Origin of the sequence: Streptomyces lucensis JCM 4490, assembly GCF_014650035.1 — a bacterium.
Lineage (GTDB): Bacteria > Actinomycetota > Actinomycetes > Streptomycetales > Streptomycetaceae > Streptomyces > Streptomyces lucensis.
Genome location: NZ_BMUE01000030.1, coordinates 1 through 21,145, shown reverse-complemented (window position 1 = coordinate 21,145; position 21,145 = coordinate 1). Strand labels below are relative to the sequence as shown.

The following is a 21,145-nucleotide window of genomic DNA, read 5'->3' as shown; positions in this document are numbered from 1 at the left end:
GCGTCTGATCACCCGCCTCCTGACCCGCCTGCGCGAAGGCATGCTCAGCACGGCCTGACGACACTCGAACCGTGCCGTCGGATCACGCGGTTCGTGGAGGCCGGCGGCGGGCCGGACGGTCACCTCGCCCGCCACCGGCCCCCGGCGGTCACGGACTCGGGCTCACGACGGGCCGGGTGACGTCACGTCGCGCGTCGTCCGTGGAGGTCCACGCCCGGGCGATCGCGAGGAGCGTCGCCGGGCTGCCACCGTCCACGCCGGGCAACGGGCACGGGGCCGACGGCGGCACGCCCGCGAGCTTCGCCTGCCACGCCTCGCGCAGCGCGCCGGAGAGCGCCGCCGCCACGAGGCGCTCACCGGTCGACCCCGCGTCCTCGGCCCGCCGGTGTGCCCTCTCGTACGTGTCCGGCTGGACGTACTGCTGCAACTCCAGGAGCGCGTCGTAGGTCTCGATGATCTGACGGTGGGCCTGCAGCGGCAGCGGAGCCCGTCGCAGCAGCACCTCCCGCACCCGGCTGCGCCGAGGCCGGGCCAGGGCCACCTGCGGCACCGCGACCACGAGGTCGCGCCACAGCGGCCACAGCCGCCAGACCGTGTGCAACGCCCGCATCGAGCGGACGCGGGCGGTCGCGGTCGGCACCAGCAGGGAGGCCGCGCGGAAGAACCCGTGCAGGTTGATGATCAGGGTCAGGTACGGCAACGGGGCCTGGGTGTGCCGGAAGAGCGCGACGAGGTATCCGGACCAGAACACCAGGGCGAGGACGCTTCCCATCGCGAACAGCCGCAGCGACCACACGAGGTCCCGGTCCCGCGTCCGCCGGCTGTAGGGCCAGCAGACCAGGACGGCGACGCCGTCACCGGCCAGATGCGAGACCACGAGGACCAGCCAGTAGAGGGACAGCGAGGTGGCCGGTGCCTGGGCCGGCGTCGGTGACCGGCCGACACCGAGCAGGTCCATGAGGAGGAGCGAGCCCAAGGCCGTCAGCAGGAGCGTGATCACGGTGATCCGCAGGTGCCGCGACCGGGTGGAGTCGACGATGAAGAGAAGCACCAGTCCCGCGCTCAGCACGCCGATCAGATTGCGGGTCAGGCAGATCGTGTGGATGTCGGCACCGAGGCCCGCCAGCCAGGTCACGATCCGCGGCTGGAAGAGGGTGACGGCGATGGTGGCGGCGAGCACCGTGAACCACAGTCCGCGCTGGTTCGGCAGCCGCAGAGCGGCACCGGCCCGCCAGACGAGGGCGATCCACAGGGTCAGCAGACTCCACACTCCGACGTCGTGGGCCAGCTCAGTCACGGTCGTCGCCCGTCACCCCGAGGTAGGCGCCGAGTCTGCCCAGGGGACCCGTGTGACGTTTCCCGGTACTGCGCAGCAGGCTGGCGATCATCTCGGCCTCGCGTTCCTCACGTGTCGTGTAACTGGTCCGCGCCATCAGCCGCTTGACGGCATGCGGCTGCAGGTCACCGAGCAGCGAGCCGGCCAGTTCGTCCGCGTCCGCGGCTGTGCCCCGGTGGTGATCACAGAGCACGTGGCCGATCTCGTGCAGGATGATGTGCTCCCGGTGCAGGGGCGCGGTCCGGGCCTCGAAGAGTATGTGGTCGGCGTCATCGGTGCCCAGCCAGAGCCCGCACACGCCGAGGGCCGCGATCTGCTCGGGCAGCTCCCGGAGAACGAGCCGGCGGCCTCTGAGGGCCTCCACCCGCTCGCAGATCGCCTCGAAGGAATGGCACCCCTGCATGCCGAGATCACGCAGGATGGCCGTGCAGCGGCGCTGTAACTCGACGTACTCACCGGTCATTCTCATTCGCTGTCCTACCCCTTCCCAAGAAGACAGTACGTCGGAAGGGGTGGGCGGTGCCGCGCGGACGGTGCCCGGCACCGCGGACACCTCACGCGAAGCGGCGGGTGGAGCCCGGTGCAACGCCGAAGTCGTGACTACGGTGTGAGCAGATGATCAGGTGTCACGTCGCTCCTGGTCCGGCCGGCGCGTCTGATCGAGCACGATGTCGCACAGCACGTCGAGCGCCTTGCGCGCGGGCGTACGGGGCAGTGACGCGAGAGCGGCGCGGGCGCGTGAGACATGTGCCTCCATGAGTGTGCTCGCCCGGTCGACGGCGGAGGAACACCGGAACAGCTCCAGCGCCCGGCGGTGCGCCCGCGGGTCGGTGACCGGTCCCGCCTCCACCAGCGCGCGCAGTTCGGCCCCCTCGGCGGAGCGGTCGGCGCGGGCGAGCAGGACCGGGAGGCTCAGGACTCCGGCCCGCAGATCGATGCCCTGCTCCTTCCCGGTGGTCTCGGCGGGTGACAGCAGGTCCATCAGGTCGTCGGCGATCTGGAAGGCGACGCCGAGGCCCATCCCGTACTCGCGCAGGGCCGCTTCGTGTCCCGCGGGCGCGTTCGCGTAGAAGGCGCCCAGGCTCAGCGAAGTGGCCAGCAGCTCGACCGTCTTGCCGGCGATGACCTCGAAGTAGTAGTCCACCGGGTTCTCGCCGGGCCCGGGACCCACTAGTTCGCGCATCTGTCCCTCGACCAGGCGGACAGCGACCCGGGAATGGTGCTGTACCGCGTCGGCCCCGACGTCGGCGGCGAGTTGTGCGGCGCGGGCCAGCAGCCAGTCACCGCCGCGCACCGCCTGCCGGTTGCCCCAACGGGCGTTGGCGCTGCTCACCCCGCGCCGCGTCGCGGCAGCGTCCATCACGTCGTCGTGATAGAGGGACGCGATGTGGATGAGTTCCATGACGACCGCCACGCCGAGGACGCCCTTGCGTCCCGACTGGCCGAACTCGGCGGCCAGCAGCACCAGGAGAGGACGGAGGCGCTTGCCGCCGGCGCCCGCGACGTGACCGGTGAGCTCGGCGATCCGGGGGTCGCCCTGGTGCGAGACGACGAGCCGGAGTTCCTCCTCCACCGCTTCGAGCCCGGCACGGAGCCGTTTCTCGGTGCTCCGGTCGGCGGAGCCGAAGCGCGGGCCCCGGCCGCCACGCAGCTGCCGCAGGATCGCATGGGTGTCGAGCCGCCGCCGGAAGGCGGACATCGTGTCGGATGTCACCGGCCTGCACCGGTACCGGGGGGCGGGGCCATGGGCGAACTCCCAAACCAAGATCGGCTGCTTCTGGGCGCTGACGCCCGGTCCGAACCGGTCCGGACCGGACGTTTCCCCGAGGCTCGTCGACCCGGCGCCGCCGGGCAACGCCGGCGGCAGGTTGCTGCCAGCCGTCGCCCGGCGCGCGCGGCCGGCGGCGGAACGGCCTGGAAGGCCGCCCCGGCCGCCGGCAGCCCGTCAGTGGGTCGCGGGCGGCAGCAGCCCCAGAGCCGCCGCGTACACGCCTGCCTGGAAGCGGGATTCGGCACCCAGCAACGTCATGATCTCGGCCACGTAGCGCCGGTAGGTGCGGACGGAGACACCGAGTTCGCGGGCCGCGACCTCGTCGGTGGCCCCGTCGCGCAGCCGCTGCAGCACCAGTCGCACGGTGTCGGTCCTGTCCTGGTCACCGAAGTCGATGCGCTCGGTCAGGATGGTGGCCGTGTTCCAGACGTTGGAGTAGAACTTGCGCACCGCCTGCAGCACGGTGCTGGCCCGTACGAGCGAGGCCCGGGACGTGCCCGGGGAACCCACGCTCAGCAGGGTGACGGAGCCGTCGACGATGACCGCGCAAAGGGGCGGCATGGGGGCCGTGCGGACCTCCCACTCGTGGCCGGCGGCCCTGACCTCGCGTACGAATCCCGTGTCCACCGCGGCCGGATCGCACAGCAGCCGCACCCGCAGCGACCCGCCGCGGGCTCCCAGCGCGGCGCGCAGCGCGTCGTACGTGCCGCGTGAGAAGTCCGCGTCCGTGCTCAGTATCACGTCCACCGCGGCCGAGGCGGCCCCGACCAGGGTGCTGATCGCGGGTAACACCTCCTGCGGCCCCAGTCCCTGCACCAAGGTGGTGCTGGAACGCCGTCGGCGGTGTCTGAGCACCGTCGACTCGATGAGCGCCCGCAGTTCCAGCAACTCCTGTTCGACTTCGTCATGCGTGTGTCTGCGCTGGTCGCCCGCGGCACCCGGAGGACGGTCCGACGTCGCGCCGGACCCTTTCGGTCCCTGCATAGTGTTCTCTCCCCGTAAGTCCCCTGTGCGGCTCAGCGCTGGCGCGGCAGCAGGCCCAGTTCGACACTGCGCACCCCGGCCTGGAACCTGGACTCGGCGCCGATGTCACGCATGAGCTTCGCCACGTGGCGGCGGTAGGTCCGCAGCGAGACCGCCATCTCGCTGGCCGCCACGGCGTCGGTGTGACCCTCCGTGAGACAGCCCAGCACGCGCCGCATGACCTCGCTGCTCAGCCGCTCCCGTATGTGCAGGTGCTCGGGTGTCGGACGGCCCGTGCGCCACACGTTGGCGAACAGCAGGTCGAGCGCCTTGGCCGCGGCAGGGTCCGTGACCAGTGTCGCCGATTCGTCGGTGGAGGACTGACTGGACCAGGTGACCGCGGTCCTCCCGTCGACGATCAGCGCCTCCTGCAGGTCGCCCTCCGAGACCCGCACCTCCGCGCGGCCGATCCGCTCCGCCAGATCCCTCACGGCGGAGACGCCCGCCATGTCAGGACCGCAGAGGAACCGTACGGCCACGGGAGCCGGCCGCTCCTCGTTCCGCCGGCTCGACTCCGCGACGGCTTCCAGTACCGCGTCGGCCTTCGGTCCCCCGTGCAGCAGGGCGACGCTGATGCCGTACTTGGCGTTGCCGATCAGGCCCGCCGCGGTCTCCTTGAACGTGCTGCCGCCCCCGCTGACCATGACGAGGGAACGCTGTCTCTCGGCGGACTGGTGGGTGGTCACCACCGAGTCCACCAGAGCGTAAGCCTCGAGCAGCGCCTGTTCGACGGTGTCCGCCGGAGCGCCCGCCCTGCTCCTTTGTGCGGTGTGTGGCGCGCAGTCATCCGGGTCTTCCGTACGCGACCCTGCGGGCACAAGCATCCTGACCATTTTTTCCCCCATTAATGCAAAGAGCCGATATCGCGACCCTCGCCCGATTCATGCAGCGCCTCGCGGCGCTAGGCAACAGAATTCAATCGGACCAGCACATAAAATGGACGGTAACCTGGCCGGGGCGGGACGGTCAAGCATTCGTTCCGCGCCCCCGACCGGCAGCGGTCGTCGACGTGGCGGCCCGTCATTGCTCATGTTCAATCAACGCCAACCTGGTCGGTTCCATGCCGCCCCGTCGAATGCATCTCGCGATGATTGAAGCATGGACAAAAGTTAGCGCAGGCTGTTGTCCGACAGGTCGCCCGGATGTCGGAAATGCCTCATCCCTTTTTTCGGGAACCTGTGAATTCCTGCGGGTCGCGCCGGATGCGGACCGGTGCGCCGTGGCGCGCACCGCGAGCCAGTGGTGTCACCGGATGGCGTGCCGAGGTGGTCGCGCCCCGCCGCCTCTTCCACTGACGTGTATGATGCGCTCCTCTCGTGCTTTCACGTGAGTCCATAGACGGCGTGAGTCTAGCGTGACCCCGGAGGCCGTTCAATCGTGATCAACACGACTCCCCGGCCCGCCCGCTCGACTGCCGCATGCCAGCAAGGAATGATCGCGGACATGACGGAATACGAGAGTGCCGGGCTCGCGGAGCGGCTCAACCACCTGTTCGCCACCGTCAGGCGCGACGACGGTCTGGAGCACAGCAACGAGCAGGTGGCGGCTGCCATCGCCCGGGCCGGCGTGACGATCTCGCAGAGCTACATCTGGCAGTTGCGCAAGGGCAAGAAGGGCAACCCCACCATCAAGCACCTCCAGGCGCTGGCCGACTTCTTCGGCGTGCCGGTGAGCTACTTCCTGGACGACGACGTGGCCTGCAGGGTGAACGGGCAGCTGGAGGCGATCAGGGCGGAGCAGGCCCGGCTGGCCGAGGCGCTGGGGAGGGGAGAGGTCCGGGTGATGGCGATGCGCGCCGGGGAACTCTCGCCCGAGCGTCGTAAGCAGGTCATGGACCTGCTTGACGTCATCTACCGACTGGAACAGGCGGAGCAGCAGGGAACCGTCCACGAGTGACCGGAGCGGGAAGTCTGCGGCGCGGTGTGAATGCCTTCATGGGGGAATCCTTCGGGTGACGTGTGGGAGCCCGTCTGGATCGCTTGTTCACCAGGGTGTGATAACCGGTATTCCTGTGGTCTTTTCAGTGCGGTGCCGCAGGATGCTTGCCGAATGGACATGCCGAGTGGATCGATCTGTATTCACGGTTCCCTCTCGTGCGGCCACTCCCGGCGCGGTGTAAAGCACGGTGTCCGGACGGGTTACGAGGAAGTCCCCGGGGTCGCGTAGGTGCGTACGAGTGCACGGAGCATCGCCGCTCCGGTGACCAGCGCCGTCACGTGGATCGCGGCCGCCACTCCGAGGTTCTCCGGCATCACCGAGTCCGCGGCGCGGCCCGCGAAGGCCGTGTACGCGGTGAACGGCAGTTTCCATGCGCTCCAGGCGAACAGGGAACCGGAGCCCAGCCAGAGCATCACCGTCGGCAGCCATCGCGGCAGCCGCGCCGGACGCCCGTTGGCCGTGGCCCAGGCAGCCGCGGAGCCGGCCAGCGCCCAGACGGCGAAGACCGCCACCAGCAGTCGCCAGTCGGCATTGCGCTCGCCCGGTTCGGCGAGGCCCGCGGTGCCGCCGACCGCCCAGTACAGCCAGCAGGCGCTCAGCACGGCACCGGCGGCGAAGAGCCAGGCGCTCGTTCGGGGGGCGCCGTCCAGGCCGCGCTCCGGGGCTCCCGAGGGGGACAGCCGAGTCCGGTCGCCGATCCTGCCGGAGAGGGTCTGCGGCCACCGGCGGCGCAGGTACGCGGGCAGGGCGATGGCGAGCCCGATCCCCATACCCACGAAGCTGACCTGAATGAGCACCGCCTCCCAGCCGGGGGCGGATGTCCCCTGGTGGTCCGGCCGGCCGCCGTCGGACCGGTCCACCAGTGAACTGAGCGCCGCGTACGGCAGCATGGAGACGAGGAATCCGGTGCCCAGCCAGCCGCAGAAGAGCAGGGGCGCCGCCGGTAAGCGCATGCCCCAGGGGCGGACCAGGGCCAGCGCCAGGAAGATGCCGATCAGTGCCATGCCGATGGTGACCGTGTTGAGCAGGACCCACTGGGCGAGGCCCATGGTGCTGCCCAGCGGAATCACGCCGACGAGCGCACCGGCGACCCAGGACACTTTGATCAGCAGGTAAGGCGTCATCGCCATCGCAGCACCGTACGCCGCACCGCGGCCGACGCGATCGAAACGATCCACCGGAGGCCCCTCTCGTCGTTCCCTGAAGCCATCTTCCGGTACGACTTCGCCGCGCATCGGTGCCGTTGAACGTGTTTCAGGCCATAGCCCACCGTCCTCGGACGTCTCGTGGAGCGGCCCCGTCCCGTGAACGGGAGTGTCCCGCCGCGCAGTTCCCACCTCAGGCCGCCTGGACGGTGACGGTCCCACCGGCGGTCGCGGGGAGTGCCAGGGAAGCGACCCAGCCTCCTGGTACCGCGATGTCGGTGACCCGCCACGGGACGGGGCCCGGTGAGGCGATGTCGGTCGTCACCTCGACAGGGCCCCGGCGGCCCGGCGAAGTCTCCAGGGCCGTCAGGGACGTGGTGATTCCGACACCGACCGCCTTGAGCACGGCCTCCTTGCGGGTCCAGCAGCGCAGGAACGCACGGGTCCGCCGCGGCTCCGGCATGACCAGTACGACCTGCTGCTCCGCCGCGGTGAGTGTGACACCGGCCAGTTCCGTCACGTGGACGTCGCGCAGTGCCTCGACGTCCACCCCGACGGGGGTGCGGGAGACCGCCAGCATGCCGAGGCCGCCCGAATGGGAGATGCTCAGACACGGTCCCCCGGGCAACAGCACCGCGGGCGGCCCGTGTTCACGGCTGCCGCACCCGGGGCAAGGACGGCGGCCCAGCGGCACGCCGGCCGGATCACCCCCGAGGATTCGTGCCAGCAACCTGCGCACGGTCGCCCTGCAGCCGACGTACTCGGCGGCGGACCGCTCGTCGCGCATGCGTCCGGCCCGGTGGCGCTCGGCCTCGCCGAGCAGCGCCCAGTCCTCGTGGCGCGGGCTCTCCGCGGTGACGCGCCAGTACCAGACCCCCGCGGCACCGGCCGTCTCGCCCGCAGGCCCGGCCTCGCCGAGGGACGCGGTGTGGTCGTTCCGTGGAAGTTCCGCGACACGTGTTGACACCGGGCCAACATAAACGGGGCCCCCTTCAGCGGTGTTGTCAAGTGGCACTGTCCGGCCACGGCGGTCACGGTGGCCGATGGCGCGGTCGCGGTGCGTGGCCAATACGGAGAAGGGGGCAGGGCGCGTGGCAGGTTGATGACGAACGGGCAACCCGGGCATGCCCGGAAGGCCCTCCGTGGTGGCAGAGGCCCTTGACACCTTCCTGCACCGCACGTTGTCACCCGTGTGCATGCTCCGTTCGATAAAGAGCGGATTCGCGCACTCCCCGGCGGGGGCGGTTCGGAAAGCGGGTTACCCATGAGTGAAGTACCGGTCGGTCTGGTGTTCCCCGGGCAGGGGACGCAGAGACAGGGGATGGGGGAGCCCTGGCGGGACACTCCCTCGTGGACGCTGGTGGCCCGGATGTCGGAGGCCGTCGGTGAGGACCTCGAGCACCTGCTGCTCAGGACGTCCACCGAACGGCTCCGGCGTACCGATCTCGCCCAGCTCGCCGTGTTCACGGTGTCGTCGCTCGCCCATGCCGAGGCCGAACGGCGCGGCCTGCTCGAACCCGGCCCTGTCGCCTGCGCGGGGCACAGCCTGGGCGAGTACACCGCACTCGCCTGTGCCGGCGTGCTGACTCCACTGGACGCGGCCGCGCTGGTGGCGGCCCGCGGCAGGGCCATGCGGGCCGCGGCCGACGCACGGCCGGGCGCGATGTACGCGCTGGTGATGGCGCCGTTCGAAGAGGTCGCGGAACTGACCCGGCAGGTGCGGGAGTCGGTCGGGAACGCGTGGGTCGCCAATGTCAACGCCCCCGGCCAGACCGTGGTGTCCGGCTCACCGGAAGCCATGGCGGCGATCGCCGAACGCTCCCGGTCCATCGGGGCCAAGGCGCTCGCCCTCCAGACGGGAGGCGCCTTCCACAGCCCCTACATGGCGCCGGCCGTCGAGGAACTGAGTGTGGCGCTCAAGGGCGTGACCTTCGCGGGCGGGCGCTTCCCGGTCGTCGCCAACGTCGACGCCCAGGCCTACACCGGTGACGGCGACTGGGCGGCACTCACCGTCCGGCAGCTGACGTCACCGGTGCTGTGGGAACGGTGCGTCGGCACCCTGACCGGGCCGCTCGGCTGCCGCCGGATCGTCGAGATCGGACCCGGGCGGACCCTGGCCGGCCTGATCCGCCGTATCGCGCCGGACGTGGAACTGTGGTCGGTGGACTGTCCGGCGGCCCTGGACGCCCTGCCGGGCCTGCGGCCGTGAGCGCCCCCGCCCGGCCGGCTCCGGACAGCGGCGTCGGCGTCCTCGACAAGGCCTCGATCATCCTGGACCTGATCGAACAGCGGCCCGCCGGACTGACGGAACTGGTCAGACGCAGCGGTCTGACCCGGCCGACCGTGTACCGCCTCGCGGTCGCCATGGAGCGGCTTGATCTGCTCTGCCGGGACGGCCGCGGGTGGTTCTCCCCCGGTCCGCGGCTCGAACGCCTGGGGGTGGAGGCCCATCACGACCGGATGGCTCACGTCGCCCATCGCGTGCTCGCGGATCTCAGGGAGCTCAGCTCGTTCGACGTCCGTCTGCACCGCCTGCACAAGGGTGTGCACGTCTGCGTGGCCGCCTCCAGGGACCCGGTCACCGGCATGGAGACGCTGCCGGTCGGCACGGCGCGCCCGGCCAAGGCCGGGCCGATCGGCCAGGTGCTGCTCGCCTGGCAGAGCGCCGAGGAACTCTACGAGGGATTGTGCGGGGCCCGTTTCACGGCCCAGCACCTGGCGCGGGTGCGCAGGACCGGCTGGGCCTACGGCTTCGACGACGCCCACGAGGGCCAGGCGGCGTTCGCCGTACCGGTGTGGAACGGCCAGGGCCGGGTCGTGGCCGCGTTGGCGCTCGTCGGTGCGCGCACCCGGTTGCCGGACGTGCCTGAGCAGCCCCTGCGGTCTCAAGTCCTTGACACTGCAGAGGAGTTGGGTAAGGCCGCACCGTACCGGTGGCAGCCTCCTGTGCCGCCGCGCGACCGCGGATGACCCGGGCCCGCGAACGAGCGGGGGCCGCTGGCACCTTCCTGCACTGCGGTTGGAGCCGTTCAGCCGGAGCGGATACAAATTCGGCAGTACCGCAGGACGACGCCGGCCGTTCGGCGAGCGGCACACCGTCGCCCGGCAGGGCGCGGTGAAGACGCCCCCGGCCGCGCAGTGACGTTCCGCAGTACCGTCCGGTGGCGGGTCACCCCCGTCCCGCCACCGGCGCCTTCCCGGGCGGCGGACTTCGCGCGACGCGTGAGGCGGCGCCCGGGAAGGCCGCGGCGACTCGACAGGCCGCGGCGACCGGGCGCGGTGTCCCCGTAGGGAGTAGACGATGGCAGTGAGCGGCCCGAGGCCGTCCCCGTGGTTCCGGCGGCACGCGCCGGCCGGTCCGGTGCGGCTGCGCCTGGTGTGCCTGCCCCACGCGGGCGGGACCGCGACGTTCTTCCGCTCCTGGGAGGGGGCTCTCGGAGCGGGGGTCGAGGTGCTGGCCACCCGCTACCCGGGGCGGCAGGAGCGCATCGCCGAGCCGTGCATGACCGACCTGGAGCCCCTGGCGGACGCGGTCGCCGAGGAGCTGACCGGCTTCCTGGACGTGCCGGTGGCTCTGTTCGGCCACAGCATGGGGGCCTCCGTCGCCTACGAGGTCGCGCTCCGGCTGCAGAGGTCCCACCCCGGGGCGGTCGCGGGGTTGTTCGTCTCCGCGCGCGAGGCCCCGCACCTGGTCACCCCCCGGACAGTGCACCTGCGGGACGACGACGGCGTGCTGGAGGAGGTCCGCCGGCTCGGCGGCTCGGACGCCGCCCTCCTGGAGGATCCCTCCCTGCGGGACATCCTGCTGCCGCCGCTGCGGGCCGACTTCCGGATCGCCGGCACCTACCGTGCGGCGGCACCGGTGCCCGTGCGGTGCCCGGTCGCGGCCTATGCCGGCGAACACGACACGGGAGCCGCGCCGGACGCCGTGCGCCGCTGGTCCGAGGTGAGCGCGGGCCCCTTCGACCTCACTGTCATGCGGGGTGGACACTTCTACCTCATTTCCGAACGCGACGCCCTCTTGAAAGACCTTTCCCGGCGTCTTGGCCAACTGATGGTGGCAGCTTCCTGAAATTGGCTGGGAAGCCATTCGAAGCCTTACCAGAATGGCCTGCATGCGTACCGCGTGAACCGGTTCCGCCGGTTCCCTCCGGGCACTTTCGCCTATCAGGCGTGCCCGTCTTCCGATGAATCCGTACATGAAGAGAGGCTGATTCACCCATGACTGCCATCACCGCCGAGGACGCCACCAAGGTGAAGGAAATCGTCTGCGAGATCCTCGAGCTGGAGGAGGACGAGGTCACCGACACCAGCCTCTTCCGCGAGGACCACGACGCCGACTCGCTGCGTGCCATCGAGATCCTGGCCTCCCTCGAGAAGGAGTTCAAGATCGTCATCGAGCAGTCCGAGCTGGCCCGCATGGTCAATCTGCAGGGCGTCTACGAGGTCGTGGCGGAGGCCCAGAAGGCAGCGGCCTGACACCCTTCCGCTTCGTCCGTGCCGAGACCCGGTTGGAGACTTGATGACAACCCTTGCGAACGGCGGAAAAACCACCGCGGGCCACCGCGTCGTCCTGACTGGATTCGGCGTCTTCTCCAGCATCGGAGTGGGCGCCACGGAATTCGCCGAAGGGCTGCGCGTGGGGCGCAGTGGAGCAAAGCCGATCACCGCATTCGATACCGAGGGATTCGCACACGCCAACGGCTGTGAGATCGTAGACTTCCATCCGGAGAAATGGATCACCGCGCTCGACGTGGCCGAACTCGGCAGGGCCAGCCAGTTCTCCGTCGCGGCGGCACGCATGGCCATCGACGACGCGGGGCTCGACGTCGGCGAGCTGCGTGAGCAGCGCGGCCTGATCTCGGTCGGCACCACCGACGGGGAGTCCTTCGACCTGGACCACCTGGTGGAGAGCCAGCTGGCACACGGCCCCGAGCGCATGGACTCCACCATCGCCCGGCGCATCCGCGCCGGGCGCCTGTCCGCGGCCATCGCCCATGAACTCGGGCTGACGGACGTGGAGGCCATCACCATCCCGACGGCGTGCGCCGCCGGCAACTACGCCATCGGTTACGGATACGACGCCGTGCGCACCGGCGAGGTCGACTTCGCACTGTGCGGCGGCGCGGACGCGATGTGCCGCAAGACGTTCGCCGGCTTCTACCGGCTCGGCACCATCGCTCCCGAGCTGTGCCAGCCCTTCGACGCCGACCGCAAGGGCATCCTCACCGGCGAGGGCGCGGGCATCCTCGTACTGGAGAGCCTGGAGTCCGCCCTGGCGCGAGGCGCGCGCATCTACGCCGAAGTGCTCGGGTACGGCCTCAACTGCGACGCCTACCACCAGGTCGCGCCCAACCAGCAGAGCGTCGCCCGCTGCATGGAACTGGCCCTCGAGAACGCCGGTATCGAACCGGACCAGGTGGACCTCATCTCGGCCCACGGCACCGGCACCAAGGCCAACGACATCACCGAGGCCCGGGCGATCCGCAGCGTGTACGGAGACGCGCCTCCGCGCACGGTCTCCATCAAGTCGATGCTCGGCCACACCATGGGTGCCGCCAGCGCCCTGGCCGCCATCGCCTGCTCCCTCGCGATCGTGCACGGCTTCATACCCCCGACGATCAACCACTTCACCACCGACCCCGAGTGCGAGGTGGACTGCGTGCCGAACCAGGCGGTCGCGGCCGACCTGCGCGTCGTGCAGAACAACGGCCTGGCATTCGGCGGGAACAACGCCGTCGTCATGCTGGGCAAGTACGAGGAGCAGCGGTGAGCCGCTGGCCGGTGACCGGGGTCGGCGCGGTCGCCAGCATCGGATCCGACCCGGACGAGATCTTCGCCGGCCTGTGCGCCGGCCGCAGCGGACTCGGCACGCTCCGCGGTTTCGACCGCTCCTGGTACAACGCCGACCGGCTCTACGAGGTCGACGACCGCCCCGCGCCCGGCGTCGACGTGACGGGCCGCGCCACCGCGCTGCTCCTCGACGCCGTCGGCCAGGCGCTGCGCGACGCGGGACGGGAGGAGGACCTGTCCTCCGTGCCGGTGCTGATCGGCACCGGACTGCGCGAACTGCGTTCGCTCGAGCTGTGGTGGCGGGACGGACAGCCCTTCGACTCCGCCGGCATGCACTTCGGCACCGCGCTGCGGCGGCGCTTCGGCGCGGACGACACCCACACGATCTCCAACGCCTGCTCGGCGTCGCTCTACGCGCTCGCCCTCGGCACCGACCTCCTGGAACTGGGTGACGCCGACACCGTCGTCGTGGCCGGCGTGGACGTGATCACCGAGAGCATGTTCGGTCTCTCGGACCGGCTGCAGCTCGACCCCCCCGACCGGCTGCGCCCCTTCGACCGGGAACGCAAGGGAACCGTCATGGGTGAGGGGGCGGCGGCCGTAGTGCTCCAGAGGGAGGCGACCGGCCGCGACGCCCACGGCTTCGTCCGCGGCGTCGCCGTGAACTGCGACGCCTACCACGCCACCGCACCCGACCCGGAGGGCATCGCACGCGCCGTCACCGACGCCCACCACCGGGCGGGCGTCAAACCGCAGGACGTGGACCTCGTCATGGTTCACGGCACCGGCACCCCCCTGAACGACGCCGCGGAAGCCACCGCCCTCGCCGAGGTGTTCGGCGAGCACGTCGGCTCGCCCCTGATGACGGGAATCAAGTCGATGACCGGGCACACCTCCGGCGCCTCGGGCCTGCTCAGCCTGATCGTGGCGCTGCACGCGATGCGTGAGGGCCGGGTACCGCCCCTCACCGGGCTCGGTGAGGCCGCGCCGGAGACCGACGGCTTCCGCCTCGTCCGGGACGAGGCGGCGGCGTCCGAGGTGACACTCGCCCAGATCGACGCCTTCGGGTTCGGCGGGATCAACGCCGTCGCCCTGGTGGAGGCGGCGCGATGAGCATCCGTGTGAGCACCGCGGTCACCGGGGTGGGACTCGCCGTCCCGGGCGCCGTGTCCCCCGGGGACCTGATCGACTCCGCCCCGGCCGACGCCGAGCCGGTATCGCCGGCGGCCCGCATCGGCAAGAAGGGGCTGCGGTACAAGGACCGCGCCACCCAGCTCGCCCTGGTGTGCGCGGACGAGGCCCTGCGGGACGCCGGACTCCTCGGCCCCGAGGGGCTCACCGTCCCCGGTGAGACGATCGCGGTCCTGGTCGCCTCCAACTACGGCAACGCGGACACCGTCTGCTCGGTCACGGAGACGATCGCGGCGGAGGGCGCCACCTCCGGGATCAGCCCGATGGACACGCCGAACGCGTCCAGCAACGTCATCGCCTCGACCCTGGCGATCAAGTACGGGCTCCGCGGCCCGAACCTGATGGTGTGCAACGGCCCGACGTCCGGCCTGGACGCGGTGCGCTGGGCCACGGGCGTCATCGGCGCCCGCCGGGCCGACCGCGCGCTGGTGGTCGCCACCGAGCCGGACAACGCCGTGGTGCGCCGGCTGACCGGCGCCGACCGGGTCGTCGACGGGGCCGCCGCCCTGGTGGTGGAGAACCAGGCCGCTGCCGTCATGCGCGGCGCCGACCGCCGGGCCGTCCTGGGTCCCGCACTGCGCGTCCAGGGCGTCCAGGAGTGCCTGCGCCGCCTCGGCGAGCGGCAGCAGAACCCGCCCGGCGCCTGTTTCGGTCCCGGCGGCGACGCGGTGGAGGGCTCGCCCGTGCTCGGCGCGGACACCGTGCGCCACGAACTCGGGGATCGCTGGGGAGAGTTGTCCGCGGTGCTCGGGGTGCTGCAGTGCGCCGGCGCCGTCGGCTGGTTCGCGCGCGGCGGCGCGGGACCCGTCTACGCCCTCGCGGGGCATGACGGCGACGACGCCACGGCCGGCCTGACCCTGCTGCCCCCCGGAGGCGTCCGGTGACGTCCACGCAAGCTCCCGAGCAGGTCCCGCGGTCCGCGGCGCCCGTGCCCCTGCTGGTCGGGCGCCGCTCCGGCTCCGGTACGGCCCACACCCGCCTGCTGCTGCTGCACGGCCTGGCCAGCAGCGGGTCCGTGTGGGAGGAGGCGGCGACCCGGCTGCCGGACGGCCTGGAGGTCTGGACGGCCGACCTGCCCTGGCGCGGCGACCACGTGCTGCCGTGGAGCCGGGCCGCGGAGCAGCCCGACTGGCTGGAGGCGGCCCTCGGCCTGGTGCCCGGCGGAGCCGACGTGGTGGTCGCGCACTCCTTCTCCGCCAACCTGCTGCTGGCCTTCCTCAGCGAGCGTGCCGCGGCGGGGGACGACATCACCGCCCGGTACGGCCTGCGCGGCGTCGTGCTCGTCTCCCCGTTCTACCGCCGCAGCCCCGACGACTTCCCCTGGGACACCATGGCGGAGATGCAGGGCCAGTTCCTGCACATCATGTCGGAGGGCATCCGCACCCGCTCGGGAGAGCGGATCGACGCCGACCTGCGCCACCGGATGGCCGAGCGGGTCTGCGAGCGCGTCGGAGCCTACGGGTGGCTGCGCTTCTGCGACTCCTACCTGCGCACACCGTGGCTGCGCACCGACCTGATCACGCTCCCCAGCCTGGTGGTCTGCGGCAGCGAGGACGTCGCCACCCGGGAGAGCGAGCTGCTCGCAGCCGACCTGCCGACCGCACGGCTGCACCTCTTCGCCGGGTGCGGCCACTACCCCATGGCCGAGCGGGCCCAGCAGTTCGCCGACGTGGTCGGCGCGTTCCTCGAAGACCTGCCCGACGCATCGGTGCACCCGCGAACCGCCGCATGACAGCAAAGGATCGTTCCATGCCGGAAACCTCCGTCAAGTCACTGCTCAACGAGACGACCACGGTCGAGCTCAGCCCGGGCTACGAGGGCGCCAACATCGGCACCATCATCGGGTTCAAACACGTCAACTACTTGGTCGAGAAGGCGGTGATCGAGCACTTCCGGCGCAGCGGGCTGCCCGTCGGACGCCTCTACGAGCAGCACGGACTCGGCTTCGACGTGACCGACATCGACTCCCGGCTGCAGACCGCGCTCGTGGTGGACGACCAGGCATCGATCGCGGTCGTCCCGACCACGAAGGACGGAGCCGACGCGCTGTCCTTCAAGGTGACCATCACGGTCGAGCGGGACGGCGCGCCGAAGAAGGCCGTCGTCTCCAAGGTCTCGGTGCAGCTGAGGCTGGACGACAACGACGTGCGCATGCTGCGCCGGCTGCCGGTGCCGGAGGGCCTGGAGGCCTTCGTGACCGCCAGGATCGGCGGCGCGGAGCGCGGCCCCGCCGCCCCCGACGTCAGCGGTGACGCCCTGCTCTCCGGCGGCTGCGCCGAGACGGACGAGGTCCTCGAGCAGCTGACCGCCGGGCGGAACGCCTACGGCTGGAAGTTCCGCATCCCCTACCCCTACGTCCACTTCTTCGACCGGCTGCAGATGTCCGGCTACCTGCGTCTGATGGAGGAGGCCAAGCACCGCTTCGTGGACGCCCGCGGCATCTCCATCCGCGGGCTGCTCGCGGAGCGGAACTGGATCCCCGCCGTCACCCACTCGCGGGTCACGCTGCTGGACGAGGCCCTCCTGGAGGAGGACCTGTACGTGGTCTACACGGTCGAGGACATCTTCAAGAACCTCCTGTACACCTCCCGCCTCGACACCTACGTGGTGCGTGACGGGCACCTGGTGCAGACCTCGACGGGGACCATCACCCACGCCTACGGCGTGGTGGAGAACGGCAGCGAGGGACGCCTGGTCACGTTCGACGACCGGGTCCTGGCCGCCCTGGCCGGCCAAGACGCGCCGACGGCCTGACGGCACGAGGCGGGAGACGAAGGGGTGATGCGACGGTGAGCGGGACATCCACGGAGCGGCGGGGGCCGGTCATCACGGGCTGGTCGGCCGTCTCGCCCTACGGCATCGGCCGGGACGCGTTCGTGACGGGGGCCCGCACGGGTGCGCCCACGGAGACGGTGCTGAGCGGCGAGGAGTGGGACGGAGCGGACACCCGGGCCCATCTGGTCCCGGACTTCGTGATCAAGGACGTCCTCGGCCGCAAGGGCACCAGGTCGATGGACCGGGTGACGGGCCTGGCCGTGACGGCCGTGCGCGAACTGCTCAGCGAGGGCGGCGGCGAACCGGAGTCCGGCGAGGGCGTGGGGCTGGTGCTGGGCACGACCACCGGCAGCGCCCAGAGCATGATGGACATCACGCGCGACACCCTGGTCCACGAGAAGCCGTTCTACATCGACCCCTCCCACATCCCGAACGCCATCATGAACTGCCCGGCGGGGCAGTGCGCCATCTGGTACGGGCTGAAGGGACCGAACACGACGGTCGCCGCCGGCCGTTCGTCGGGGCTCGTGGCGCTCAACTACGCCCGGCGCCTGCTCGCCTCCGGGCGCGCCCGAACCGTTCTGTGCGGAGCCGCCGAGGAGTACTCGTCGGCACGCTCGTGGCTCGAGTGGCACACCCGCCGGCCGGACGAGGGCGACACGGTCCTCGGCGAGGGCTGCGCCGTGCTCCGCCTGCGTCCCGCCGACGCGGTCTCCGAAGGCGAGGGGATGGCGGAGGTGCTCGCCGTCGAGTCGGGTGTGGCCGGCCCCGCCGGGCCGGCCGACGCACTGGCCACCACGGTGGGGCGGGCGCTGCGCAGGGCCGGCGTGACCACGCAGGACGTGTGGGCCGTCTCCGCCTCGCGCCCCGCCGGCCTGCTCGGGCAGCAGGAAGAGGCCGCGCTCGACGCCGTCCTCGGGGCGCTGCCCGTGCGGCGGCCGGCCCAGTTCCTCGGAGACACGGCCGCGGCGACCGGCGCGTTGCAGCTGGCCTCGGTGCTCACCGCGGCCGAGGAGGACCCGCAGGCCCGGGGCCGGGCCGCCGTGGTGACGTCGGTGGACCGCGACGGCGCCCTGGCCTGTGCGGTGCTCCGGGTGCTGTGACGAGAGGACTTCGGCCGGCGGGACCCCCACAGCGAGAGGGCACTCCCGCTCCGCCGGCCGTCCTGCCGGAACGCCACCGATCCGAAACCACTACTGACGAATGAGGATTCCCATGTCCGTAACCCCGCAGGACGCCGCCGCGACCGTGATGCCGAGCCTGGACGAACTGCGCGGCGTCGTCGCGGAGATCCTTGACGCCGATGCCGCGGACGTCACCGACGACGCCGACTTCATGGCGGACCTCGAGGTCGACTCCCTGATGGCCCTGGAGGTCGTCGTGGTGCTGGAGAAGCGGTTCGGGGTCAAGTTCAGCGAGAGCGAGCTGCGCCAGGTGACCTCCCTGCGGCAGGCCCATCAGCTGCTCGACCGGAAGATACCGGCCCTGTGAGCGGCATGGTCGCCGGCCCGGTGCTGGCCGGCCCGCAGGTCGTCACGGCGGAGGGCACCGGTGACCCGGACGCGGTCCCGCGGGTCGAGGTGCGCTTCACGATCGACGAGTCCGAGCCGGTGTTCGCCGGGCACTACCCCGGCTTCCCCATCTTCCCCGGGGTGTGCGTCGTGGACTGCGTGCACCGCGCGGCCCTGGCCACGGCGCCGGGCCCCGGCCTCGGGCTCGCGGCCCTGGAGTCGGCGCGGTTCACCGGTCCGGTGTTCCCCGGGGACGTGCTGACCGTCACCGCCGACTGGAAGCAGGTCCGGGGCGGCTGGACCTACGCGGCGACCGCGTCCACCGGGCGGGGCGGCTCCGCGGTGGTCAGGCTGCGCTACCGGCAGGAGGGCACCCTGTGATGGAGGCATACGAGGTGCGGCGCGCACTGCCGCACCGTTTCCCCATGCTCATGGTCGACCGTGTGCTCGAACTGGTGCCGGGTGAGCGGATCGTCGCGGTGAAGGCGATCACCTGCAACGAGCCCTGCTACCAGCGGCTCGGCGAGGACGCCGGACCGCAGGAGTTCGCCTACCCGCCGTCCCTGCTGGTGGAGTCCTGGGGACAGGCCGCGGGACTCCTCGCCCTGCACGGGTCCGAGGAGGCGCTCGCCGGCGACCAGGTCATGCTCGCGGGTGCGATGTCGGGCGTCACCTTCCACCGTGCCGCGCTGCCGGGCGACGTCCTGGAGCACCGCGTGCAGCTCTTCCGGGCGCTCAGCGACACGGTGATCTTCGACGGTCACACGACGATCGACGGCGAACCGGCCGTCACCTTCACCCGCATGGTCATGGCGTTCCGTCCCGGAGACCTGCTGCGGCCGTCCGCCGGGGCCACATCCGTTTCGTAGCGCACCGAGGAGAGTCGGTCATGGAGAACAACGAACCCAGGGTCGCCGTCGTCAGCGGCGGGTCGCGGGGAATCGGACGCGCCGTGGTACTGCGTCTGGCACAGGACGGCTACGACGTGGGCTTCTGTTACCAGTCCAACGAGGAAGCCGCTCGCCGGCTGGAGAAAGAGGTCCAGGAACTGGGCGGCAAGGCCCTCGCGGTCCGGGCGGACGTCTCCGACGGCGCGTCCGTGCGCTCCTTCGTCGAGGACGTCCAGGACGCCCTCGGCCCGATCGGGGCCGCGGTGACCTCGGCGGGCATCACCAGGGACAACCCGCTGCTGATGATGCCGGACGAGGACTGGGACGCCGTCCTGCGGGTGAACCTGGACGGCGTCTACAACGTCTGCCGCTCCGTCATCTTCGAGATGATGAAGCGGAAGTCCGGGAGCGTCGTCAACATCTCCTCCGTAGCCGGCGTGTACGGCAACGCGACGCAGAGCAACTACGCCGCCTCCAAGGCGGGAATCATCGGTTTCTCCCGGTCCCTGGCCAAGGAGGCCGGACGCTACGGCATCCGTACCAACGTGGTCGCCCCCGGTTTCATCGAGACGGACATGACCGCGGGGCTCGGTGACCAGGTCAGGAAGCGCGCTCTGGACGCCATCCCGCTGCGTCGCCTCGGCACGGCCGAGGAGGTCGCCGACCTCGTCTCGTACCTGGTCTCCGACCGCTCCTCCTACGTGACCGGCGCCGTCTTCCAGATCGACGGCGGCATCACCATCTGACGCCTTCCGCCCCACCCAGACAAGCCAAGGGAGCAGTTTCGTCATGCCCAGAGTCAAGAAGCCGCCGCGCTGGTACTTCTCGCTGCGCAGCCCGTACTCCTGGTTCGCCTACCTGGACCTCACACAGCGGTACCCGGAGGTCGCGGACTCGCTGGAGTGGATCCCGTTCTGGGAGCCCGACCGGACGACGCAGGCGATGCTGGACGAGGCCGGAGTCGTCCTGCCCATCGTGGAGATGTCGCGGGCCAAGAACTTCTACATCCTCCAGGACCTGGCCCGTATCTCCAAGGCACGGGGCCTGCGCATGACCGTGCCCATCGACAAGGACCCGAACTGGGAGGTCTCCCACCTCGCCTACCTGGCCGCCAAGGCACAGGGCCTCGGGCCCCAGTTCGTGGACGCCGTCTACCGCGCGCGCTGGCAGGAGGGCAGGGACATCACCGACCCCGCCACCATGGGCGAGATCGCCGGGCAACTGGGCCTGCCGGCCGAGTCGCTGGCCACCGCGGCCGACGACCCCGAGCTGCGCAAGCAGGGCTTCGACTGCCTGGTCTCCTCCTACGACGACGGGCTGTTCGGCGTCCCCTTCTTCGTCCACGGACGCGACAAGTTCTGGGGCGCCGACCGGCTGAGGCCGTTCATCGCGGCTTTCCAGGGCCGTCCCGGCGAGGACGTCGAAGAAAACTGGCAGGATCATGACGAATTCCCGCTCTTCGCCTCGGCGGCGGCGGATGCTGGACACGCGGGCGGCTGCGGCTGACGCATCGCCGCCGGTCCGGAACTGAAATTCGGGGGCGATCGGGGTCGGACATCGCCCCGGTCGCCCGTCCCCGCAGAAGACGTTCCCGCGAAAACGCCGGAAGAAACACTCGTTCGCCGTCCTGAATCACACGTCGAGCCGTTCGACAACCATCGCGTTCATTCGAGGTGCCCAGACATGACTGACCAGTTCCCGGAAGTCACCCTCACGGAGTTGTTCGAGGAGCAGGTGGTGCGGGGTGGGGATCGTGTGGCGGTGGTGTGTGG

The 21,145-nt window shown here is 71.0% G+C and carries 23 protein-coding genes; 16 read left to right on the top strand and 7 right to left on the bottom strand.

Annotated elements, in window-relative coordinates:
• Window positions 1-148: 148 nt before the first annotated feature.
• The 5 genes from IE177_RS34185 to IE177_RS34165 all read right to left on the bottom strand — a co-directional run bounded on the left by IE177_RS34185 (window position 149) and on the right by IE177_RS34165 (window position 4,816).
• Entirely contained in the window at window positions 149-1,297 is a 1,149-nt protein-coding gene (locus IE177_RS34185; RefSeq protein ID WP_190019379.1) for an MAB_1171c family putative transporter, read from the bottom strand.
• Window positions 1,290-1,799: a regulator component gene (locus IE177_RS34180; protein WP_229816405.1), complete on the bottom strand. Its 510-nt coding sequence runs from the start codon at window positions 1,797-1,799 to the stop codon at window positions 1,290-1,292. Before IE177_RS34180 ends, IE177_RS34185 begins: the two co-directional genes overlap by 8 nt.
• Before the next feature lie 156 nt (window positions 1,800-1,955).
• Window positions 1,956-3,050, bottom strand: coding sequence for a polyprenyl synthetase family protein (locus IE177_RS34175; protein WP_229816404.1), 1,095 nt, complete (start codon window positions 3,048-3,050; stop codon window positions 1,956-1,958).
• Between the two features lie 231 nt (window positions 3,051-3,281).
• Window positions 3,282-4,091: a helix-turn-helix transcriptional regulator gene (locus IE177_RS34170; RefSeq protein WP_190019377.1), complete on the bottom strand. Its 810-nt coding sequence runs from the start codon at window positions 4,089-4,091 to the stop codon at window positions 3,282-3,284.
• Between the two features lie 32 nt (window positions 4,092-4,123).
• A complete protein-coding gene (locus IE177_RS34165; RefSeq protein WP_190019376.1) occupies window positions 4,124-4,816 on the bottom strand; it encodes a response regulator transcription factor in 693 nt (230 codons plus the stop codon).
• 757 nt (window positions 4,817-5,573) lie between these two features.
• On the opposite strand from IE177_RS34165, the gene IE177_RS34160 reads away from it, so the two are divergent.
• Window positions 5,574-6,026, top strand: coding sequence for a helix-turn-helix domain-containing protein (locus IE177_RS34160; RefSeq protein WP_190019375.1), 453 nt, complete (start codon window positions 5,574-5,576; stop codon window positions 6,024-6,026).
• Between the two features lie 242 nt (window positions 6,027-6,268).
• Here the strand turns inward: IE177_RS34160 and IE177_RS34155 are convergent, their stop codons facing one another.
• Both IE177_RS34155 and IE177_RS34150 read right to left on the bottom strand, forming a co-directional pair.
• Window positions 6,269-7,198, bottom strand: a complete 930-nt coding sequence (locus IE177_RS34155; protein WP_229816403.1) for a hypothetical protein — start codon at window positions 7,196-7,198, stop codon at window positions 6,269-6,271.
• 208 nt (window positions 7,199-7,406) lie between these two features.
• Window positions 7,407-8,180: a 4'-phosphopantetheinyl transferase family protein gene (locus tag IE177_RS34150; RefSeq protein WP_229816402.1), complete on the bottom strand. Its 774-nt coding sequence runs from the start codon at window positions 8,178-8,180 to the stop codon at window positions 7,407-7,409.
• A 297-nt stretch (window positions 8,181-8,477) separates the two neighbouring features.
• Here IE177_RS34150 and IE177_RS34145 point away from each other — a divergent pair, with 297 nt between their 5' ends.
• From IE177_RS34145 to IE177_RS34075, 15 genes are all read left to right on the top strand, one after another.
• Entirely contained in the window at window positions 8,478-9,422 is a 945-nt protein-coding gene (locus tag IE177_RS34145; protein ID WP_190019373.1) for an ACP S-malonyltransferase, read from the top strand.
• Window positions 9,419-10,183, top strand: coding sequence for an IclR family transcriptional regulator (locus tag IE177_RS34140; RefSeq protein ID WP_190019372.1), 765 nt, complete (start codon window positions 9,419-9,421; stop codon window positions 10,181-10,183). Before IE177_RS34145 ends, IE177_RS34140 begins: the two co-directional genes overlap by 4 nt.
• A 331-nt stretch (window positions 10,184-10,514) precedes the next feature.
• Window positions 10,515-11,285, top strand: coding sequence for a thioesterase II family protein (locus tag IE177_RS34135; RefSeq protein ID WP_190019371.1), 771 nt, complete (start codon window positions 10,515-10,517; stop codon window positions 11,283-11,285).
• A 149-nt stretch (window positions 11,286-11,434) separates the two neighbouring features.
• A complete protein-coding gene (locus tag IE177_RS34130) occupies window positions 11,435-11,692 on the top strand; it encodes an acyl carrier protein (protein WP_190019370.1) in 258 nt (85 codons plus the stop codon).
• 43 nt (window positions 11,693-11,735) lie between these two features.
• On the top strand, window positions 11,736-12,986 hold the full coding sequence (locus IE177_RS34125) for a beta-ketoacyl-[acyl-carrier-protein] synthase family protein (protein ID WP_190019369.1): 1,251 nt from the start codon (window positions 11,736-11,738) through the stop codon (window positions 12,984-12,986).
• Window positions 12,983-14,119 carry a beta-ketoacyl-[acyl-carrier-protein] synthase family protein gene (locus tag IE177_RS34120; RefSeq protein WP_190019368.1) on the top strand — a complete coding sequence of 379 codons (1,137 nt, stop codon included), beginning with the start codon at window positions 12,983-12,985 and terminating at the stop codon, window positions 14,117-14,119. Before IE177_RS34125 ends, IE177_RS34120 begins: the two co-directional genes overlap by 4 nt.
• Window positions 14,116-15,081 (top strand): beta-ketoacyl synthase N-terminal-like domain-containing protein, encoded by a 966-nt coding sequence (locus tag IE177_RS34115; RefSeq protein WP_229816401.1) that lies wholly within the window; start codon window positions 14,116-14,118, stop codon window positions 15,079-15,081. Before IE177_RS34120 ends, IE177_RS34115 begins: the two co-directional genes overlap by 4 nt.
• Window positions 15,078-15,929, top strand: a complete 852-nt coding sequence (locus IE177_RS34110; RefSeq protein WP_190019367.1) for an alpha/beta fold hydrolase — start codon at window positions 15,078-15,080, stop codon at window positions 15,927-15,929. Before IE177_RS34115 ends, IE177_RS34110 begins: the two co-directional genes overlap by 4 nt.
• Before the next feature lie 17 nt (window positions 15,930-15,946).
• Window positions 15,947-16,951 (top strand): acyl-CoA thioesterase family protein, encoded by a 1,005-nt coding sequence (locus IE177_RS34105; protein WP_229816400.1) that lies wholly within the window; start codon window positions 15,947-15,949, stop codon window positions 16,949-16,951.
• 35 nt (window positions 16,952-16,986) lie between these two features.
• Window positions 16,987-18,075, top strand: coding sequence for a beta-ketoacyl synthase N-terminal-like domain-containing protein (locus tag IE177_RS34100; protein WP_190019365.1), 1,089 nt, complete (start codon window positions 16,987-16,989; stop codon window positions 18,073-18,075).
• 112 nt (window positions 18,076-18,187) lie between these two features.
• Window positions 18,188-18,463 (top strand): acyl carrier protein, encoded by a 276-nt coding sequence (locus IE177_RS34095; protein WP_229816399.1) that lies wholly within the window; start codon window positions 18,188-18,190, stop codon window positions 18,461-18,463.
• A gap of 5 nt (window positions 18,464-18,468) precedes the next feature.
• Window positions 18,469-18,864: a 3-hydroxyacyl-ACP dehydratase FabZ family protein gene (locus tag IE177_RS34090; protein WP_190019380.1), complete on the top strand. Its 396-nt coding sequence runs from the start codon at window positions 18,469-18,471 to the stop codon at window positions 18,862-18,864.
• Window positions 18,864-19,352, top strand: a complete 489-nt coding sequence (locus IE177_RS34085) for a 3-hydroxyacyl-ACP dehydratase FabZ family protein (protein WP_190019364.1) — start codon at window positions 18,864-18,866, stop codon at window positions 19,350-19,352. Before IE177_RS34090 ends, IE177_RS34085 begins: the two co-directional genes overlap by 1 nt.
• A 20-nt stretch (window positions 19,353-19,372) precedes the next feature.
• Window positions 19,373-20,119 carry a 3-oxoacyl-[acyl-carrier-protein] reductase gene (gene fabG, locus IE177_RS34080; RefSeq protein WP_190019363.1) on the top strand — a complete coding sequence of 249 codons (747 nt, stop codon included), beginning with the start codon at window positions 19,373-19,375 and terminating at the stop codon, window positions 20,117-20,119.
• A gap of 43 nt (window positions 20,120-20,162) precedes the next feature.
• On the top strand, window positions 20,163-20,879 hold the full coding sequence (locus IE177_RS34075) for a 2-hydroxychromene-2-carboxylate isomerase (RefSeq protein WP_190019362.1): 717 nt from the start codon (window positions 20,163-20,165) through the stop codon (window positions 20,877-20,879).
• The last annotated feature ends 266 nt before the right edge of the window (window positions 20,880-21,145 follow it).

Excerpts from the sequence above, each read along its gene's own strand:
- IE177_RS34180 (WP_229816405.1), bottom strand. The coding sequence starts at position 1,799 with ATGACCGGTGAGTACGTCGAGTTACAGCGCCGCTGCACGGCCATCCTG.
- IE177_RS34170 (WP_190019377.1), bottom strand. The coding sequence starts at position 4,091 with ATGCAGGGACCGAAAGGGTCCGGCGCGACGTCGGACCGTCCTCCGGGT.
- IE177_RS34160 (WP_190019375.1), top strand. The coding sequence starts at position 5,574 with ATGACGGAATACGAGAGTGCCGGGCTCGCGGAGCGGCTCAACCACCTG.
- IE177_RS34155 (WP_229816403.1), bottom strand. The coding sequence starts at position 7,198 with ATGGCGATGACGCCTTACCTGCTGATCAAAGTGTCCTGGGTCGCCGGT.
- IE177_RS34145 (WP_190019373.1), top strand. The coding sequence starts at position 8,478 with ATGAGTGAAGTACCGGTCGGTCTGGTGTTCCCCGGGCAGGGGACGCAG.
- IE177_RS34135 (WP_190019371.1), top strand. The coding sequence starts at position 10,515 with ATGGCAGTGAGCGGCCCGAGGCCGTCCCCGTGGTTCCGGCGGCACGCG.
- IE177_RS34130 (WP_190019370.1), top strand. The coding sequence starts at position 11,435 with ATGACTGCCATCACCGCCGAGGACGCCACCAAGGTGAAGGAAATCGTC.
- IE177_RS34125 (WP_190019369.1), top strand. The coding sequence starts at position 11,736 with ATGACAACCCTTGCGAACGGCGGAAAAACCACCGCGGGCCACCGCGTC.
- IE177_RS34115 (WP_229816401.1), top strand. The coding sequence starts at position 14,116 with ATGAGCATCCGTGTGAGCACCGCGGTCACCGGGGTGGGACTCGCCGTC.
- IE177_RS34105 (WP_229816400.1), top strand. The coding sequence starts at position 15,947 with ATGCCGGAAACCTCCGTCAAGTCACTGCTCAACGAGACGACCACGGTC.
- IE177_RS34095 (WP_229816399.1), top strand. The coding sequence starts at position 18,188 with ATGTCCGTAACCCCGCAGGACGCCGCCGCGACCGTGATGCCGAGCCTG.
- IE177_RS34090 (WP_190019380.1), top strand. The coding sequence starts at position 18,469 with ATGGTCGCCGGCCCGGTGCTGGCCGGCCCGCAGGTCGTCACGGCGGAG.
- IE177_RS34085 (WP_190019364.1), top strand. The coding sequence starts at position 18,864 with ATGGAGGCATACGAGGTGCGGCGCGCACTGCCGCACCGTTTCCCCATG.
- fabG (WP_190019363.1), top strand. The coding sequence starts at position 19,373 with ATGGAGAACAACGAACCCAGGGTCGCCGTCGTCAGCGGCGGGTCGCGG.
- IE177_RS34075 (WP_190019362.1), top strand. The coding sequence starts at position 20,163 with ATGCCCAGAGTCAAGAAGCCGCCGCGCTGGTACTTCTCGCTGCGCAGC.